Below are 16,721 nucleotides of genomic sequence, written 5' to 3'. Positions count from 1 at the left end.
GTCAGCCGATGAGGCCCGCGGTCGGGGGCTGTATCGGCCCGGCGCGTGCACGGCCGTCCGAGATCGGCCCGTTCAGTCCGTGCAGACGCCATTCTTCCCCCTCGTCGACGTGCACATCCCAGGCTCACGACAAGTCGGCTGCATGCGGCCGAGACCCCGCTCCGTCCGAGTTCTACGGACGCGCCAGTTGGCCGCCCTCAAGGAGACCGCCGGTAGACAGCGGCAGGAAGAGCGCTGTCGTCATCTCGAGTGGCCTCGCGGTCATCCAGCGGTCATCCACCTGCCCCCGGGGTCTCCCATGAAGGGCTTCGACCGGGGACACTTGGACGGCCGGTCCAGCAGCGGAGGGGGGCACTGTTGAGCGAAGTCGGGGATCTTCTCGACTACCTCGTCGCACATCACGGGGGAAAGGCCGAAGCGTTCTTGAAACGGATCGCGGCCCGCCATGAGCACATGGGGTTCGGCAGCATGGCAACCCACAAGCAGAAGCTCCACCGCTGGAAGACCGGCACCCATCCGGACAGAAATACCCAATTCGCGCTTGCCGACTTTCTGGGTTGCCCCCGGCGCGACGTGGTGGAACTCGGCTGGCCGGCCTGGCTGCATCGCGCAGTCCCCGATGCGCTGCTCGCACCGCGCCGCGCGACCCCGACCGCGCTGAAGGCCCCACGAAAGGCCGGTGAAACCGTGGAACGTCGTCGGTTCATGATCACAGCCGCCGCCGGTGGCATGGCTCTCGCCCTTGCACCCGGCGCCCCAGCCACGGCCCGTGCCGGCCGCAGAGTCGGCGATGGCCTGGCCGCCCTTCACGAACAGCGCTTGATCGCCCTACGGCACCTCGACGACAAGGTCGGCTCGGGCCACGTCTACAACGCCGCCGTCAACGAGTTCGACATGATCACGGGAGCGCTGCGTACCGCCTCCTACAGCGAGGAGACTGGTCGGCGTCTGCTCGCCGCCGCAGCCGACGCACAGCGGGCAGCTGGCTGGACCGCTTACGACAGCGGGCACCCCGACCGCGCCGAGACCCACTTCGCGGACGCCTCCGAAGACGCGCTCTCTTCCCAGGATCCGGAGGTCCTGGCCACGACCCTTTCCTTCTGGGCCATCAAGCTGTACTCAACCGGTGCACCCCAGGAAGCAGTTTCGCTCGTGGAAGCCGCGAAGGTTCACGGTCGTGCAACCGGATCGGCCCGGATGCTCGCGATGCTCCACGCCCGCGCCAGTCGAGCCCACGCGCGGGCGGGCGACCTGCGTGCTTCCGACAGGGAAGCGAACGCAGCCATGGATGCCTACAGCAACGCCATCTCCCTCACCGAGGATCTACCGTCGTTGTACTGGGTCAACCTGGGTGAGATCCACCAACTCCTGGGCAGCTCCGCGCTCAACCTTGGTCATCCCGCCCGCGCACTGGACCACTTCCAACAGGCCGCCACCGTCGGCTTGGCCGAACTCCAAGAGAGTTACGACGGTGATTCCTTCCCCCGAGGGGCGGCGATCTACGAGGCCCGCGCCGCCGAAGCGCACCTCGAACTCGACGCCATTGAAGAAGCCGTAGCCGTGGCCCACCTCGCCGTCGAGCACATGGGCGGCGTGAACTCCGCCCGCGGCAGCAGCGCCCTGGCCGATCTACGAACGAAGCTGCGGGTACATCGGAGCGTCCCGGAAGTTAGAAACTTCCTGGAATTTACCGCGTAACCGAGCCTCGTCTTCGATCGGATCGGTGATCTCAGACCGGCGGTGGCCGACTCAGGCAGCCAGGCACAGGAGCTTGCGAGAACGGCCGCAGCCTGGGCCTCAGCCGGGCTCCATGAGCAGGCCGGTGTGGGAATGGGACGCCGGCTTCTGCCGGATGACCTTCCTGAGTGCCCGGTTGATCTCGGGGTCGCGGCCGGGGACGTACGAGCGGACCGGCTCGTAGCCGCATGCGGTGTACAGGCCGAGAGCGGCAACGTTGCGTATACCGGTCTCCAGCAGGATCTCGGTGGGACCGCGGCCGAGCACGTCTTGTTCCAGAGCGGCGAGGATCCGGCGCCCGAGTCCCTGTCCGCGAGCGGACGGCAGCACGTACATCCGCTTGATCTCGGCGGCCGAGGAGTTGAGGGTGCGCCAGCCCCCGCAGGCCAGTGCCGGCCCGTCCCCGAGCCGGGCGACGAGGAACAGGCCGTCGGGAGCGTCGAATTCCGCGTCCTCGGTGGCTTCGGGGTCGTCGGCCGTGCCGTAGGTGGCCAGCTGCTCCTGGTGGAGGGCCTGGACGAGGACGCGGGCGTCAGGGCTGCCGTAGGGGACGGCGGTGAGCGTCCATTCTGGGGCGGCCTGGAACAGCGAGGTCATGGTGTCGATGGTGCCGTGCCGCGGGCGTCCAGCGCATCACTGTGTCCGGCGCCGCGCAGTTGCCGACCGACCACGGTGCGGACTCGGGTGAGGAGGCTGCGGCAATCGCAGGGGCGGGACGGCGTGGCCCGGCGCCGATAGGCTCTGGAGGACAGGGCGGCGGTCTCAGAAAGCGGTGTGGGTGTCGCTTCGCGGATCCCCTGTTACCCGACGGTCGTCGTAGAGCCCGTTCTGTGCCGAACGGCGCCAGGGTCGGGCGTAGCGGAGGGCCACGTCGATGTCCGGGTCGGTCGAGTCGAGATTGATGTCCGCGACCGCCACAGCGGGTTGCCCGTCGGCGGGGCACTGCGCTAGCCACCGGCCGCCGGGGGCCACGATTCCGGACGGCACCGTGGTGCTGAACTGGGCTGGGATGGAGTAGCCGAGCCAGTAGCTGTAGAGAGTTCCGTAGGCTTGGGCGATCCGGGCCCGCGGCGCGTCGTCGACCATCACGGAGAGCAGGACGCAGTCGACGTCCAGGCGTTCGTACTCGGCGAAGAGCGGCGGGAAGTTCGCCTCGACGCATAGCGCGCATCCGATGCGAATGCCGTCCACCTCGAAGACCACAGGCTTACGCCCCGGGGTGTACAGGTAGGAGACCTCGGTGTGTGACAGGAAGCGCTTGTCGTAGCGCGCGACTAGCTGGCCGCGGTCGGAGACGATGAAGAGGCTGTTGTGGGGTCGGTTCGGCGGTGTGAGCGGGTGGATCGACCCGAACGCCGTCCACAGCCGTAGTTCTCCCGCCAGCGCGGCGATCGACTCGGCTTCTTCGCGCAGTACGTCCCAGGCGGCACGGTTCCAGTCGGCCGGGGACAACTCGCCGTCGGGGCCGGCCGCCATCACGTGCTTGCTGGGGTAGGTGATCGCTCCCTCGGGGAACTGCACCAGGCGCGCGCCCGCGTCGGCGGCCTCAGCCATCAGGGCCCGGATCTCCTGCCCGGCTGCTCGCAGCGCGCCTCGGTCGGTGGGATCCTCCGGCACAGTGCTCTGCGCGACAGCCAGCCGCAATGTCCTCGCCATGGCGAGGAAGCTACGGCATCCCAGCCCCCGCAGCCTGAAGGTCCGGTGGGCCCGGCCGAATCCGCGTGATTCCTGTCCGGTTCGCCGGCAGGGCCAGCCAGCGTTCGTTCTCTCGCGCAGCCGCTGAAAGGCCGCCTCGCAGGGGCCCGCCCCCTCTTCACAGCGCCGGAACGCACGCCCGTCAGGTCTGCTCCGGGCTGCTCCCGCTCAGGAACTCGCGGGCGCCGCGGAGTCGGGTGCGCAATTTCTGCTGGGTGGCGCGGCTGTCGAGTCGTACGTCGAGCCCGCCGGGGAGGCCGCTGTCGGCACGGCGGCCTGTAGGCAGCAACGAGGGGTCAAGGTCGTCTCGCTGCGCGATGAGGGTGCCGAGTTCGTGGCGGGTGACGGCGTCCGGGCCGGCGAGGTGAAAGACGCCGGCTGTGTCGGACACGGTGAGTTCCCACAGGGCTGCGGCCAGGTCGCCGACGTGGATCGGGCATCGGACGTCGTCTGTGTACAGGGCGCCGTCCCGTGTTCCGGCGGCCAGGGCGTGCACCAGGCGTTCGTGCTCGGACCGGCCATCGCCGATGATCAGCGAGGTCCGGGCGACGGCAGCGCCCGCGCTCAGGAGCCGCACGGCCGTCTCGGCTGCTGCCTTCGCCGCTCCGTACGGCGTTACTGGGTCGGGTGAACGCGTTTCGTCGTAGGGGCCGTTTCTGAGACCGGAGAACACGGCGTCGCTCGAGACGTGGATCAGCTTGATGCCCCGTTGTGCCGCGGCTTGAGCCAGGCGCATCCCGCCCTCGGCCGTGACTGCCCACTCGGCTCCGCCGCTGCTCGCGTTGATGACCGCTCTGGGGCTGACGGCATCCAGGACCTCCCGAAGGTTCGCAGGGTCGCGCAGGTCGAGGCGGTGCCACGACACACCGGTGCTCTCGCCGGGGTGCGAGTGGAAGGTGGCGGCCGTCTCCAGGCCCGCTGAACGTCCCTGGCGGGCCAGTTCAGCGCCCAGGAATCCGCTGCCGCCCACAATCAATACCGTCACGTCATCCCACGCTAGGACAATAAAGTCCGTCTTGGGGCGCAACCGCATAAAGTGCCTGATGGGGATTCTGGCAGCAGACTGCAGCGGCCCGCCGGCCGTCGCTTCGCCAGGCATCTTGTCGTCTTGAACACCGGCGTCCGAGGTGCCGTCTCGTGGAGGTAGTGGACCTGCCGCTGCAGTGCGGACAGGGGCGTCATCGCGCCCTTTCACTCGATCGGGTTTTTCCGACTGCGTTTCGCCCTCCCAGGGCCGGAGCGTCCGGCAAACTCCGCTTCGTCGTGTGCCCTTCGGGTGAGGGTGTGGTGGTTGAGGGGAGTTCACCTGCTGTGGGTCGTTACCGCCTGATCGAGTACGCGGCGGCGTTCGACCCTGCCGATCCTCCGCGTTCGGGCCGGATGGTGTTCTTCAGGCCCGTGGCGTCGATGGGGGCGCCGGAGAAGGTGACCGTTCCCGAGGGCGCCGTGCTCGGGGAGCGGGAGACGACGGTGGTGCGGGCCCGCCGTGACGGGGTCCGCTCGGCCCGGGCACCGTACTGGTGGATGCCCATCGACGCCGCACTGCCGGTACTCGCGCGCAGCCGTCTCGACAGTGAGGGGGACGCGAGTTGCCAGTTCTGGGGGGCAGCCTCCTTGTTCGCCCTCCAGCTGCTGGCGCGCGGCCGGCTCTGCCCGGACGTCACGGCCGCGGGCTTCGACACCTGGCGCAGCGCGGCTCGTCTGCCGGACGAGCAGGAGTACTTCGATGCCCTGGCAGAGGGGATGCCTGCGCAGGCCCGTGCCCTGCCGTTCGGCGCGAACAGCTATCCGCTGTCGGTTTGCGAGCGCTCGTTCTTGCTCGACGCGTTCCTCGACGCGGCTGCCGACTCCTTCGCGCGCGCTCCTGGCGGATCGGGTGCGTACGCGGCCCGCGCTCCGCAGCACGTTCCGCACCTGACGCTGGGGGCACAGGCCCGTCCTGCGGGGGCGCCGGTCAGTGTGCAGATCTCCCTGCGCCTGGAGATCGAGGACATCGGCGACACCGGTGTGCGGGCCGTGGTCCAGGTGCAGGACGTCGACCCGCCCCGCGACCTGGTGGACGCCGGCGCGCTGTGGCGTCGCCCGGCGCCGCCAGGGTCCTCGGACGCGGCCCGGAAGGAGGGCACACTGGTCGCTCTCCGCGGCGCCACGCGCGCCTGGTCGCCGCTGGGGCGCCTGCTGGACGCAGGCGTGCCGGACGCTCTGGAGGTACGTGCCGAGGAAGTCGACGACCTTTTCGATGACGCGGTGGACGACCTGATCGCCGCGGGCTGCGCGGTGCACTGGCCCCGCGATCTGGTCCGCTCCCTGACGATGCGGGCCGTTCTGGGACCGAAGATGCCGGGGACCTCCCCGTCGGGCCGGCTGGGTCCGGACGCGCTGCTGGGTTTCCGATGGCAGGCGGCGCTCGGGAAGGACGGGGACCTCACCGAGGGTGAGATGGACCGGCTGGCCGAGGCGAAGCGGCCCTTCGTGCGGCTACGCGACCAGTGGGTCCGTGTCGACGCGGCTGTCCTGCGCAGGGCCCGCCGCCGGAAGATCGCCGACCTCGCCGCCTTCGACGCCGTCGCGGCGGCGCTGACCGGTCGGACGGAAGTGGACGGCGAGGTGATCGAGGTGGAGCCGGCAGGGTGGCTCGCCACCCTGCGCACGGTACTCACCAGCCCGGCCCCCGAGACGGTGCCTCCCAAGGAGTTGGCCGGCACGCTGCGCCCCTACCAGCGGCACGGTTTGTCGTGGATGCAGCAGCTCACCTCGAACGGGCTCGGCTGCTGTCTCGCCGATGACATGGGGCTGGGCAAGACCATCACCCTGATCGCACTGCACCTGACCCGGCAGGAGACCGGCGCGACTCGCGGTCCGACTCTGGTGGTCTGCCCGGCCAGCCTTTTGGGCAACTGGGAACGGGAGGTCAGCAGGTTCGCTCCCGCGACGGGCGTACGCCGCTTCCACGGCCCGGGCCGCACGCCGGCCGGCCTCGACGACGCCGGCTTCGTCCTGACCACCTACGGCACGGCCCGGCTGGATGCCGACCGGCTCGCGGGGGTGGACTGGTCGCTGGTCGTCCTGGATGAGGCCCAGCACGTGAAGAATGCCGCCTCGTCCACGGCCCGCGCCCTGCGGAAGATCCCCTCCCGCGGCCGCGTCGCGCTCACCGGCACACCGGTCGAGAACAACCTCTCCGAACTGTGGTCGGTATTGGACTGGGCCACCCCCGGGCTCCTCGGACCGCTCAAGGCGTTCCGGACCCGCTTCGCGAAGCCGATCGAGGCGCGCCGTGACCCGGCTGCCACCGCCGAACTCGCCACGCTGATCCGGCCGTTCGTGCTGCGCCGGCGCAAGAGCGATCCCGGCATCGCGCCGGAGCTACCGCCCAAGACCGAGACGTCTGAGTTCGCGCGCCTGACCCGCGAGCAGGCGGTGCTGTACGAGGCGGTGGTCCGCGAGACGATGGCCAAGATCGAAGCCGCTGAGGGCATCGCCCGCCGCGGCCTGGTCCTCAAGCTCCTCACCTCGTTGCGGCAGATCTGCAACCATCCGGCCCAGTACCTGAAGGAGGCCGACACCCCGCGGCTGGCCGGCCGTTCGGGAAAGTTCGACCTCTTCGAGGACCTGTTGAGCGTCATGCTCGCCGAGCAGCAGTCGGTGCTGGTCTTCACGCAGTACGTCGAGATGGCCCGCTTGGTCTCCGCCCGCCTCGGTCAGCAGCACATCGATCACCGCATCCTGCACGGCGGCACGCCGGTGGCTGGCCGGCCCGCTCTCGTGGACGCCTTCCAGAGCGGCGACTTCAAGGTGTTCCTGCTGTCGCTGCGGGCCGCTGGCACCGGCCTGACCCTCACCCGCGCCCAGCACGTCGTCTTCCTTGACCAGTGGTGGAACCCCGCGGTGATGGGCCAAGCCGCCGACCGCGCCTACCGCATCGGCACCCGCCATCCCGTCCAGGTCCACAGCCTGATCAGCGAGGGCACTGTCGAAGAGCGGATCGCCGAGCTCCTGGCCGCGAAGAAGGACCTCGCCGACTCCGTCCTCTCTGACGTGAGCAGCGGACTGACCGAGCTGAACGACGAGGAGCTCTTCGACCTGATCGCGCTCAGGAGCAGTGGATGACCCACACCGACCACAACCCCTACCGGATGCGGTTCGCCCCCTTCGCCCCGCTCCCGGGGGACGAACTGTGCGAAGGCGCCGGCGGCCGCCTCTGGCTGGAAGCGCTCTCGCCCCAGGCCAGGGGCACCGCGAAGAGCCCGTTCGGCCGCGCCCGCGCCTATGCCCGGACCGCCGCCGTGACGCACCTGGTGATCGAGCCCGGCATCATCCGGTGCTGGATCAACGAGACCACCGGTACCGCCCCGGCCCCGCGCACGTACGTACCCCAGCCCAACCCGACGATCCACATCCCGGTCCTGGACCACGGGCAGTGGTGCGACCTCACCGTGATCACCCGCCACCTGGTCGACCGGCTCGCGCGCCTGCCGGCTGAGGACGTCCTCCAAGAGCTCGTTGTCGCAGGTGCCCGCAACGGCCTCCGCCTCCTGCCGGACCTCGGCCAGTGCCGCGCCTCATGCGGCTGTTCCAGCCGCAGCGCCCTGTGCAAGCACGCCGCCACAGCCCTGATCCAGGTCGCGCGCTGCCTCGACGCGATGCCCCTCGTCCTTCTCCTGCTCCGCGGCCGCCCCCCGGTCGACTTCTTCGCCGGCCTCCAGGACCCCGACCACCCCAGCCTCCAGCACCACGATCACAGGCACGCGTCGCTTCCGCCGGTCACCTCCGCCCACATCGCCTTCCACGACAGGGAACAGGCCACTCGCCCGCCCCTCCCACCGGTCGCGAGCCCTCCCGACCAGCCGGCCGTCCCCGTGGTCCGCGCCGTCGGCGGTTTCGCCGACTACAGCCTTGCCGGGCTCGTCGGCGACACGGCCCGGCGGGCTCACTCTCTTCTGCGCACGCTGACCGAAGGCGTCACCACGGCGACGGCACGGCCGGCGGACATCTTCGCGGAGGCCGACCCGGGCGGCGGTTCACCGGTCTCGCCCCAGCTCCCCCAGATTCCACTGCAGCAGCGGCTCAGAGAACTCCAGGAGGCCACGGGCATGACCAAGGCGGAACTGGCCCAGGCCGTCCGCGACTGGGGCCTCAACGGCTGACCCCGCCGCGGTGGGTGACCTCTCGGGGTGGCTCTGCCGGGCAAAGGCCGTCCGGGGCGCGGAGGGGAGTTGGTGGTCACCCAACCGGCTTCCCGGCGGCCAGAGGCGGCTTGCGGTGAGGGCCGAAACCGAACTGCCGCACAGGCACGCCGCAGGGCCCCGTACTCGACGGCGCGCTGTGCCCCGGGCGAAGAGCCGGTCCCGACACCAGCGTCGCTGATGACCTCGTGGCCGACGGCGGCGCCGTGCCCCCAAGCCTGCGGTTCCACGGGCGAGGCTCACTTGCAGGAGCTGCTCGGGACCGGGGCGATGGCCTTCGTCGGTGGCCAGGCGGTGGGCCGGCACCTGAGTCCGCCGGCTAGGGCGGTGACGCGTGGGCTCGGACCGGTGACGCTACCGAATGACGCTGCCCCCGTTCCCTCAACCTCCGCGTTGACCTGCTTCTTTGCCGTCCGGTTGATCGGGAGGCGGACGCTGATGACGCTCTGGCGCACCATGCCTCTATTTCTTCCCTCCTCCTTCTTCTCTTCAGAGAGATGGGGAGCTGGAGCGTCATAGCGTCACAGGGCCGGTTGGTGGGAGGGAAACCTCCAGGCCGGCGCCGGTAAGGGCCGGGTACCGGGTGCGTCATGGGAAGCGTCAGCACCGCGTCATCGCTGCGCGGGCGAGGCCGTCTGCCGGCAACCCGTCGGCCGTCGACAACGGGCCCGGTCCAGCGCGCAGCGGCCGGGAAGGCAGGCTGAAGTCCCAGAAGGTGCCTTCGGTTCGCGCGGGCCGGTCTCCCGGAGGTGTCCGGGACGTGCTGAAGGCCCGCGCGTCTCGGGTGGCGGCGGGTTCGTTGACGGTGTGGGGGCTGGTTCGCGGCCGTACGGAGGCGTGAGGTCAGGCAGGTGGTCCGGGGTCCGGGCTAAGGGTGATGAGGAAGCCGCGGGTGGCGCTGGTGCGGGGCAGCTTGCGGATGTCGATGCCGCGTTGACGCAGGGCGGGCGCGAGGGAGGTCAGGCGGGCGGAGAGCAGGGCGGTGGTCTTGGGCCAGGTCTCGGGGATGGGCCCGGGTGGTCGCAGCACTTCGTCGATCTGGCCGGTGGTGGCCCGCCACTCGGTGCTGCCGGCGGTGGCGGACCAGCGGGTGAGGGCGGTGGCGACCGGGTCGGCGTCGATGACGTCGTCGGTGACCGCGTCCTGGGAGCCGGTGTAGGTGGACAGGGTGTCCCAGCCGGTGACCGCGTCGAGTGCCCACAGCAGTTCGGCCCAGTCGGCCATCCGCGGCTTCTGGTCGAGCTGGTCGGCCGCGTCGGGCAGGCGCGCCCACACCGCGGCCGCCAGGTCGAGCAGGCCGCCGAGGATGCGGCCGTGGGCGGCGCGGTAGCGGCGCCACAGCTCGTGCTCGCTGCGCCGGGCCTTGGGGTCAATGGCCTCCAGGGTGAAGGGGAGCAGGCGTTCGGCGAGGTCGGGCTGGAGGGCGCCGACGTCGATGCCGGTCAGCAGGACCGGGCGCTGGTAGGCCCAGGAGGTGACGTCGTCGTCGGTGTAGACCTCGCGCTTGGCAACGGAGGCCCCGGTGACCGCCCGGCACAGGAAGTCCGACAGCCACTGGGGGATGCCGGCGAGGTTGTCCAGCCCCATGGTCCACCCGGCGGACGCGGCCACCGCACCGTCGTCCTCGCTGCGCGGGACGTTGCGGACCTCGGCGCGGATCCCGTCGAGTACGCGCAGCAGCTGCCGGGCGGAGGTGGTCTTGGCGGTGCCGCGCTCCCCGTTGAAGTACGCGATCGGGCGGGGCATGTCCGGGCGCAGTCCGGCCAGCAGCCAAGCGACCGCCATCCGCCAGGACGGCTCCGCCAGCGCGGACAGCTCACGCAGCAGACCGAGTCCGGCCTGCCAGCCGCCCGGATCGCGTTCGGGCATCGGGAGTTCGCCGGTCAGCCGGGTGCGCCGCCACAGCGGGCCCTCGCCGATGGGCGGGGTGGTCACCGACCAGGTGCCCGGCTCGATCAGCACGCTGAGTCCGTCGGAGCGGCCCAGGTCGAGCCAGGTCGCCTGGTCGTCGGCCGGGTCGGGGGCGATCCGCAGGCAGACCGGCTGTTCCTCAGCGTCCAGGGCGAGGGCGTCCATGGAGGCGATCGCGTCGGTCAGGCAGCCCTGGGACGGGGATCTTCCGGTGCGCAGGACGTAGGAGCGGTTGAGGAGTTGGCGCAGGGAGCCGGTGCCGCCGAAGCCGCCCTTGGCGCGCAGCGGGCGCGCGATCGGCGGGCCGTCGAGGGGGACGGCGTACGCGGTCTGGTCGTGGCGCACCAGCTGGTACTGGTCCATGCCCAGGTGCAGCAGGATGTCGGCCTGCGACAGCTTCGCCTCCCGCTCCGCGGGCCGTGCTCCGTCCGGCCCGCCCGCGCCGCCCGCGCCAGCCGCGCCGGCCGGGTCTGCGGGTTGGGGTTCTCGGGCCGGGGAGGGCAGCGCGGCGCGGGAGGTGAGGGGGTGGTTCATGACCGTGCTCCCGGGCTCGGGATGGTGCGCGGCGAGCACATGCCCGCCTGAAGTGCGCGGCGGAGGGTGGACTGGGCTTTGGCCTCGCCGGGGTCGACCCCGGCCTGGGCGGCGGCGTCGGTGAGCGCCTGGTGGACCTGGTCGTGCTTCAACAGCCCGGCGCCGACCAGCTGACCGAGCCGGAACCCGGCGCGGTTGATCGTGTCGTTGCGGCCGGCGCGGGCCGATGCCACGGCCTCGAGTTCGCCGCGCAGCGCCGCGGCGGCGTACGCGGAGGCGTCCCGCGTACCGCTGTCGCGGGCGGGATGGGGAAGCCGGACTCGGCGGGGCGGGCCGAGGGCCGCATCGCGGTGGCGCAGTCCGACGCGGTCCAGCTCCAGCGCGACCCAGCGCGGCAGCCGTGCCGGCCGCTCCTGGTGCCCGACCATCCGGTAGCGGCCAGCCGCGGTGACGGTGCCGGGCGCGACCACGGTGGACCAGCCGGCCCGGACGTCGACCTGCCAGCCGAGCCGTCCCGCGCCCTGCACGTACCGGCTCGTCTCCCCGGCCCGGTACCACAGGTGGATCCCGCCGGACGGGGTCTGCACGGTCAGCGTCGCCGGGGTCTCCAGCAAGCTGGCCGCCCGCCGCACCCGGCACAGCAACTCCAGCACGTCCACCCCGCTCCGCACCCGGCCCAGATCCGTGTCCGGGTGCTGCGTCAGGTCGACGCCCGGCAGCAACAGCGCCTGCTCCGGCGGCGGACGGTCGTGGTCGTCGAGGTCGAGCACCACCAGGCCGGACGGCCCCGCGGCCACGCCGACACCGAAGTCTTGGCCTCGCCACCAGCGGTGGATCAGCTCCCGCTCCCGCGTTGCCGCCCGCACCCCGTGGCAGTACCGCCCGGCCTCACGGCACGCACACCCGGCCGCATCAGGGAAGCCGCACTCCGGGCGCGCCCCGGCCGACGGCGGCCGGCACCGGCGGCAGTTGCCCGCCGGACGCTTCGACCCGGGCAGCAGCGGGTGCACCCACCACCCCCGCTCAGCGCACCGCAGCGCCATCTCCAGTCCCCCGTTCACGCCGCGCCCACCGCCTCCCGGCACCCGCCCGCCGCTGGCTGCGGCACGCGGATTTCGTCGTGCAGCGGACGCGCCGCCAGAGCCGCCAGCCGCTGCCGCCATCCACCGACCTCCTCCGAAGCCGGGGGCCGCTGGGCAACCCGGATCTGGCCGAGCCGCTGGGCGAGAAGGAGCTCCGCGCAGCGCTGCCGCGCCTCCTCGGCCGCCGCACGGGCCTGCTCCTCACCGCCGCGCCGAGCCCGCTCGACGGCGAAGACCCGTTCCGCCTCCGCCCGGGCCTCTTCCGAGGCCAGCAGAGCGTCCATCGCGCGGGCCCGCTCCTGCCGCAGCAACTGCTCGGCGAGGGTGCGCGCCTCCCAGGCCACCGCGGCCTCCGGCATACCCTCACGCCGCAACCGCCCGGCCGCCCGGCCGACTTCGTCCTCCAGCCGGCCCCGGCACGCGGCCAACCGCTCGGCCACCACGCCCAGGTCCTGCACCGGCCCGCTCACCGCGGCCGCGACCTGTGCCGCCTGCTCCACAGCCGCACGGGCCGTGCGGTTCTGCGAGCACACCAGGCACAGACCACCTGCCTCCGGCACCCCGCACTCCTCGCACGGCCGTGCCGCCAACTCGGCCTTCGCCGACTCGAGCTCTTCGCGCTGCTGCGCCCAGACCACCTCGCGGCGCGCCCGCTCCGCCGCAGCCTGCTCGCGCCGGACAGCGTCCCGCGCGGCCCGCTGCGCTACCTCCCGGCTCAGCCGCCGCTCAACCTCCGCCCGGGCCTCGGCCGGCGTCAGGCCGGGCAGCTCGGCGGCGACGGCCCGACCGACCTGGTGCCGCAGCGCCCGGCGGTCCCCGATCAGCAGCTCGCAGCTCGGGCACACCAGCCCGGTGTCCATCCGCACCTGGTCGTCGCACGCCGTCGCGTAGCACTCCGCCCGCTGCGGCAGACCCCGCGCCAGCAGCCAGCCGACCGGCTCACGCACCCGCTCACCGTGCTGAGCAGCAAGCCGTCGCTCCAACCGCTCGGCCAGCACCACCGGCGCCTGCTCCGAACCCACGATTCCGGCCAACCGCCGCAACTCGGCCTGGAGCGCCACCCGCACCCGGGCGCGCCCCCCGGCATGCCCGATGCGGGCCCACTCCAGCCGGACCGGGTCCAGAACCCGCTCCAGGCCCCGCGGCAGCGACCACCGCATCGGCACGGGCCTCGCGACCACCGGCTCACGAGCCGTCTGGCACTCCCCCGCTCGATCCGCCTGCTGTTCCCCGCGAAGCGGGCCACCCCGGCCACCCGGCTCGTCGACCACGCCGATCCGCCCCGACCCCGATCCGGACGCGGTCTCGCGCCCGTCCGCGCGCTCCGGCAACGGTGGGAACCCCGATGCGGCTTCGCCGGAAAAGCAAGACGAAGCCGCACCAGAACCACCATGAGTAACCACCGGCGCGTGGTGGGCGTGGAGCAGCGCACCACCAGTCTCCGCCCCGGAGACCTCGATGCCTTCTCGATCCTCGCATTCCCCCAGGTCAGAAGCGTTCTCCGAGTCAGTCCGGAGAACCTCGGTAGCCTCCTGACCCCTGAGTGCACCATCACCTCCGTCGTCCCAGCCGCCGTCCACAACCGCGAAGAACCCCTCCTGGACCCACCCCTCCCCCGGCTCCTCCGGCCCCGCTTCGTCCAACCCCGAAGCGCAGTGCACGCAGACTCGAACCTGACCCGGGGAGACGTCCTCAGCCCGCTGGGCCTCGGCCGGATCGGGCACGACCCGCAGCTCCGCCCCGGCACTCCGACCGTGGGCGGCCGCCACCGCCGGCACCACCATCCGGATCCGGGCACCAGGCACACCCCGGCCCCGCACCTCCAACAACCCCTGCTGGATCAGCCCGTCAACCACCCGGGCCGCCTCCGCCAGGGAGCACCCCAACAGCCGCGCAACCGTCGCATCCGCACGATCACGCCCGGCCGCCACCGCCCCACCCACCAGCCGTACCCGACCATCCGACCGGGCAGCTAGCACCAACCGCAGCAACGCCAGCCGCTCCGCCGCCGCCCCGCGACCCCGCCGGGCACCAAGCAGACCCGCAGGCGTCTCCCGCTTCCCCACCGGCGCCCAACCCGGCGCAAACAGCGCCTCGCACAACGCCAACAAGACGGCCAGCTCCCGCTTCTTCAGCACCAGAGCCTGCGGATTGCCACGGGCTTGAGCGGCAGTCAGTGGAAGTAGCTCCCAACGAAGACCATCAACCCGACGTACCCCGTCCACCGTCTTCGTCACGACCTCTGTCGCCACGGCGCCAGAACCACGCAGCCCAGGCAGCACCCGATGATCGACGTAGGACTTCGACACCCCCAACCACCGGGCCAGCTCCCCCGCGCGCAGCTCCAACCGTGACTCTCCCGCCGGCGACTTCGCCAACAGGACCGTGGCACCCAATACCTCGGCCAGTGGGCGCTGGCAGACGGCTCGGTCTGATAGCAGAGCATCGAGAGCGCTTGAGAGCCGCTGCCTCATCTTCTGGCGCAGTACCAGCGGTTCGGGAAGCCCTTCGTTGTCGGAGGAACGGGATGTGTTTTGCCACCGAGGATGAGTCGACGTCCATCGACCACCCTCGAATGTCCTTTTTTTACCGATTTGGGCATCGTCCGGGGGAGACTCGTTCGAGGCTCTTTTTGGCAATACGGGACTAGCCCTATGGCTGGCGGCTATGATCTGCTCCAGAACTGCATAGGGATGAAGGCACAACGCGACCGACCGCTCGACCGATGGACGGAGAATTCCTGGTCAGCGGGGGTGAGTTGAGATCCGCTTGAGGGCGGAAGGGTCAGGTCAGGTTGCCGTTGGCTTCTCCTCCCCTTGCGGCATGCGGGTGGCACCGCAGGCTGCAAGTGACGCCGACGAAGTCGGCTCGATGTGGCAGACACGGAAATGCTCAGGGTGGCGACCCCGAGCGGTGGTGATGGGTGACTTGGCGAAGTCACCCGGTGAGGCGACCCGCTGGGTCGCCTTTTCGCTTTCGCCCCGAGCCTGAGGACGGTGCGACCGTGGCGACGGTCCCAGCGTTGACCCTGCCGAGGCATGGCGTGCCTCGTGCCGGCCCGAAGCGTGTGAGTCCAGAGTCTTCACAGGACGGCGTCCGGCGAGAAGAGCGCGAGCCCCACTCTCCGGAACCACCCCATGCATCACACCAAACATCACGGGGCACACACTATCCTTAAATGGATCTGCTTGAGGCTGAACCTTTGGAGCGTGTCTAGTGGCAAGGTTTTCGGAACGGCCCTGGCCGTCACAGCCTGGCGTGATGCCTGGTGTGGAGGAGCAGGACCTCCGGACGTTCGCCGCGTACGAGCCGGATCTACTTCGGGGGCGCCAGCTCCGTCTGTCAGCCGAACTTGCTGCAGAGGTTGCCGAAGTGGACCGGCTGGTTCGTGCCTTCAACGACGCCGCGCCGACCAGCCCTCATCTGGAGTCTCTGGCCCGTTTCCTTCTCCGGTCGGAGGCGGTGGCGTCCTCGCGCATCGAAGGCGTGGTGGCTTCCGCCCGAGCAATCGCTCACCTTGAGTTGATGCTTGCGACCAAGGCCGGCGATGATCAGCGCACCCACCGCGGTATCAGCGACAGCGCACGCGAGGTTGTCAACAACGTTCTGGCTCTGCGCCGTGCCGTCACTGCGCTGTCCGAGACCGAGGCAGTGACGGTTGACGACATCAACGGCCTGCAAGCCGCCCTGATGGTGGAAACAGAGCAAGACGAGTCATCGGGGTTTCTAAGGACCGTTCAGAACTGGGTAGGAGGCAACGCTTACGGGCCGCACGGAGCGGAGTATGTGCCACCCACCCCTGACGCGGTAGGTCCTCTCATGGACGATCTCGCCGCCTTCATCTCTGAAGATCACCCGCTGCCTCTTGTCCAGGCCGCCCTTGTTCACGCGCAGTTCGAAACGATCCACCCCTACAACGATGGCAACGGTCGAACCGGTAGAGCCCTGATTCACACGGCACTCGCCAGGCAAGGCCTCGCGGTTGGACATGTCCTGCCGATCTCCATGTCTCTCTTGGCTCATGCTCGCGAGTACATCGCCGGCCTCAACGCGTTCCGCTACGTGGGTGAGCCTGACAGCTCCGCCGCGGCCGCTGGAGTTGATGCTTGGATTCGTGTGTTCCTGGCGGCTACCCGCGATGCCGTCGCAGAGGCTCGGCGCTTCACCGATGAGCTAAGCCAGATGCGGAGGGCCTGGTACGCGAAACTTGCCCATTACAGGGAGGGCCAAGGACTCCGTGGACAGCCTCGGAAGGGAGCTGCAGTTGTGCGGTTGATGGAGCAGCTCCCTGGCGTGCCGATTGTGACCGCGAGGGCTACGCAGTCGTTGCTCGGCATCTCCTTCGTTTCAGCCTCGAACGCCCTGGAGGAGCTGGCTGGAGCCGGGGTCGTGCAGGTGAAGGAGGTGGAGCGGGGGACGCGTGCCTACTTGGCCACCGACGTGCTCGACTTGATCAACGGCGCCGAGCGCCGGCTGACGTACACAAAGTGGGACCTTCCCGAGCTCGACGCGTGGGTGTGACGGTTTCCTTTAACCCGGTGCGGTCCCGGTTAAAGGGAAAAGTGACTCTGTGTAG

General features: G+C 70.7%; 10 protein-coding genes. 4 read left to right on the top strand and 6 right to left on the bottom strand.

Going from position 1 to position 16,721, the window contains the following annotated elements:
- The first annotated feature begins 357 nt into the window (after positions 1 to 357).
- A complete protein-coding gene (locus ACIQR3_RS25855) occupies positions 358 to 1,698 on the top strand; it encodes a transcriptional regulator (protein ID WP_234318561.1) in 1,341 nt (446 codons plus the stop codon).
- Positions 1,699 to 1,797: 99 nt separating this feature from the next.
- On the opposite strand, the gene ACIQR3_RS25850 is transcribed toward ACIQR3_RS25855, so the two are convergent.
- The 3 genes from ACIQR3_RS25850 to ACIQR3_RS25840 form a co-directional block, all read right to left on the bottom strand.
- A complete protein-coding gene (locus ACIQR3_RS25850) occupies positions 1,798 to 2,334 on the bottom strand; it encodes a GNAT family N-acetyltransferase (protein ID WP_403542896.1) in 537 nt (178 codons plus the stop codon).
- Positions 2,335 to 2,499: 165 nt separating this feature from the next.
- Positions 2,500 to 3,393, bottom strand: a complete 894-nt coding sequence (locus tag ACIQR3_RS25845) for a carbon-nitrogen hydrolase family protein (RefSeq protein WP_403542894.1) — start codon at positions 3,391 to 3,393, stop codon at positions 2,500 to 2,502.
- 181 nt (positions 3,394 to 3,574) lie between these two features.
- On the bottom strand, positions 3,575 to 4,417 hold the full coding sequence (locus tag ACIQR3_RS25840) for an SDR family oxidoreductase (RefSeq protein ID WP_403543061.1): 843 nt from the start codon (positions 4,415 to 4,417) through the stop codon (positions 3,575 to 3,577).
- Between the two features lie 326 nt (positions 4,418 to 4,743).
- Between ACIQR3_RS25840 and ACIQR3_RS25835 the strand changes: the two genes are divergently transcribed.
- On the top strand, positions 4,744 to 7,542 hold the full coding sequence (locus tag ACIQR3_RS25835; RefSeq protein WP_403542892.1) for a DEAD/DEAH box helicase: 2,799 nt from the start codon (positions 4,744 to 4,746) through the stop codon (positions 7,540 to 7,542).
- Complete coding sequence (locus ACIQR3_RS25830; protein ID WP_403542890.1) at positions 7,539 to 8,579, top strand: hypothetical protein; 1,041 nt, start codon at positions 7,539 to 7,541, stop codon at positions 8,577 to 8,579. The genes ACIQR3_RS25835 and ACIQR3_RS25830 overlap by 4 nt, the downstream gene beginning before the upstream one ends.
- Before the next feature lie 882 nt (positions 8,580 to 9,461).
- Here the strand turns inward: ACIQR3_RS25830 and ACIQR3_RS25825 are convergent.
- Genes ACIQR3_RS25825 through ACIQR3_RS25815 form a run of 3 tightly spaced genes read right to left on the bottom strand, consistent with a single transcriptional unit; the run spans position 9,462 to position 13,326 of the window.
- Positions 9,462 to 11,063 (bottom strand): hypothetical protein, encoded by a 1,602-nt coding sequence (locus tag ACIQR3_RS25825; protein WP_403542889.1) that lies wholly within the window; start codon positions 11,061 to 11,063, stop codon positions 9,462 to 9,464.
- Positions 11,060 to 12,106 carry a bifunctional DNA primase/polymerase gene (locus ACIQR3_RS25820; RefSeq protein WP_403543059.1) on the bottom strand — a complete coding sequence of 349 codons (1,047 nt, stop codon included), beginning with the start codon at positions 12,104 to 12,106 and terminating at the stop codon, positions 11,060 to 11,062. Before ACIQR3_RS25820 ends, ACIQR3_RS25825 begins: the two co-directional genes overlap by 4 nt.
- A 14-nt stretch (positions 12,107 to 12,120) precedes the next feature.
- Entirely contained in the window at positions 12,121 to 13,326 is a 1,206-nt protein-coding gene (locus ACIQR3_RS25815) for a hypothetical protein (RefSeq protein ID WP_403542887.1), read from the bottom strand.
- 2,089 nt (positions 13,327 to 15,415) lie between these two features.
- Here ACIQR3_RS25815 and ACIQR3_RS25810 point away from each other — a divergent pair.
- Complete coding sequence (locus ACIQR3_RS25810) at positions 15,416 to 16,666, top strand: Fic family protein (protein ID WP_403542886.1); 1,251 nt, start codon at positions 15,416 to 15,418, stop codon at positions 16,664 to 16,666.
- Positions 16,667 to 16,721 lie beyond the last annotated feature (55 nt).

It is taken from the genome of Streptomyces sp. NPDC090994 (assembly GCF_044768905.1).
In the GTDB taxonomy this organism is placed as follows: Bacteria; Actinomycetota; Actinomycetes; order Streptomycetales; family Streptomycetaceae; genus Streptomyces.
Note: the sequence above shows the minus strand (reverse complement) of the source record. Positions and strands in the feature narration are given on the sequence as shown.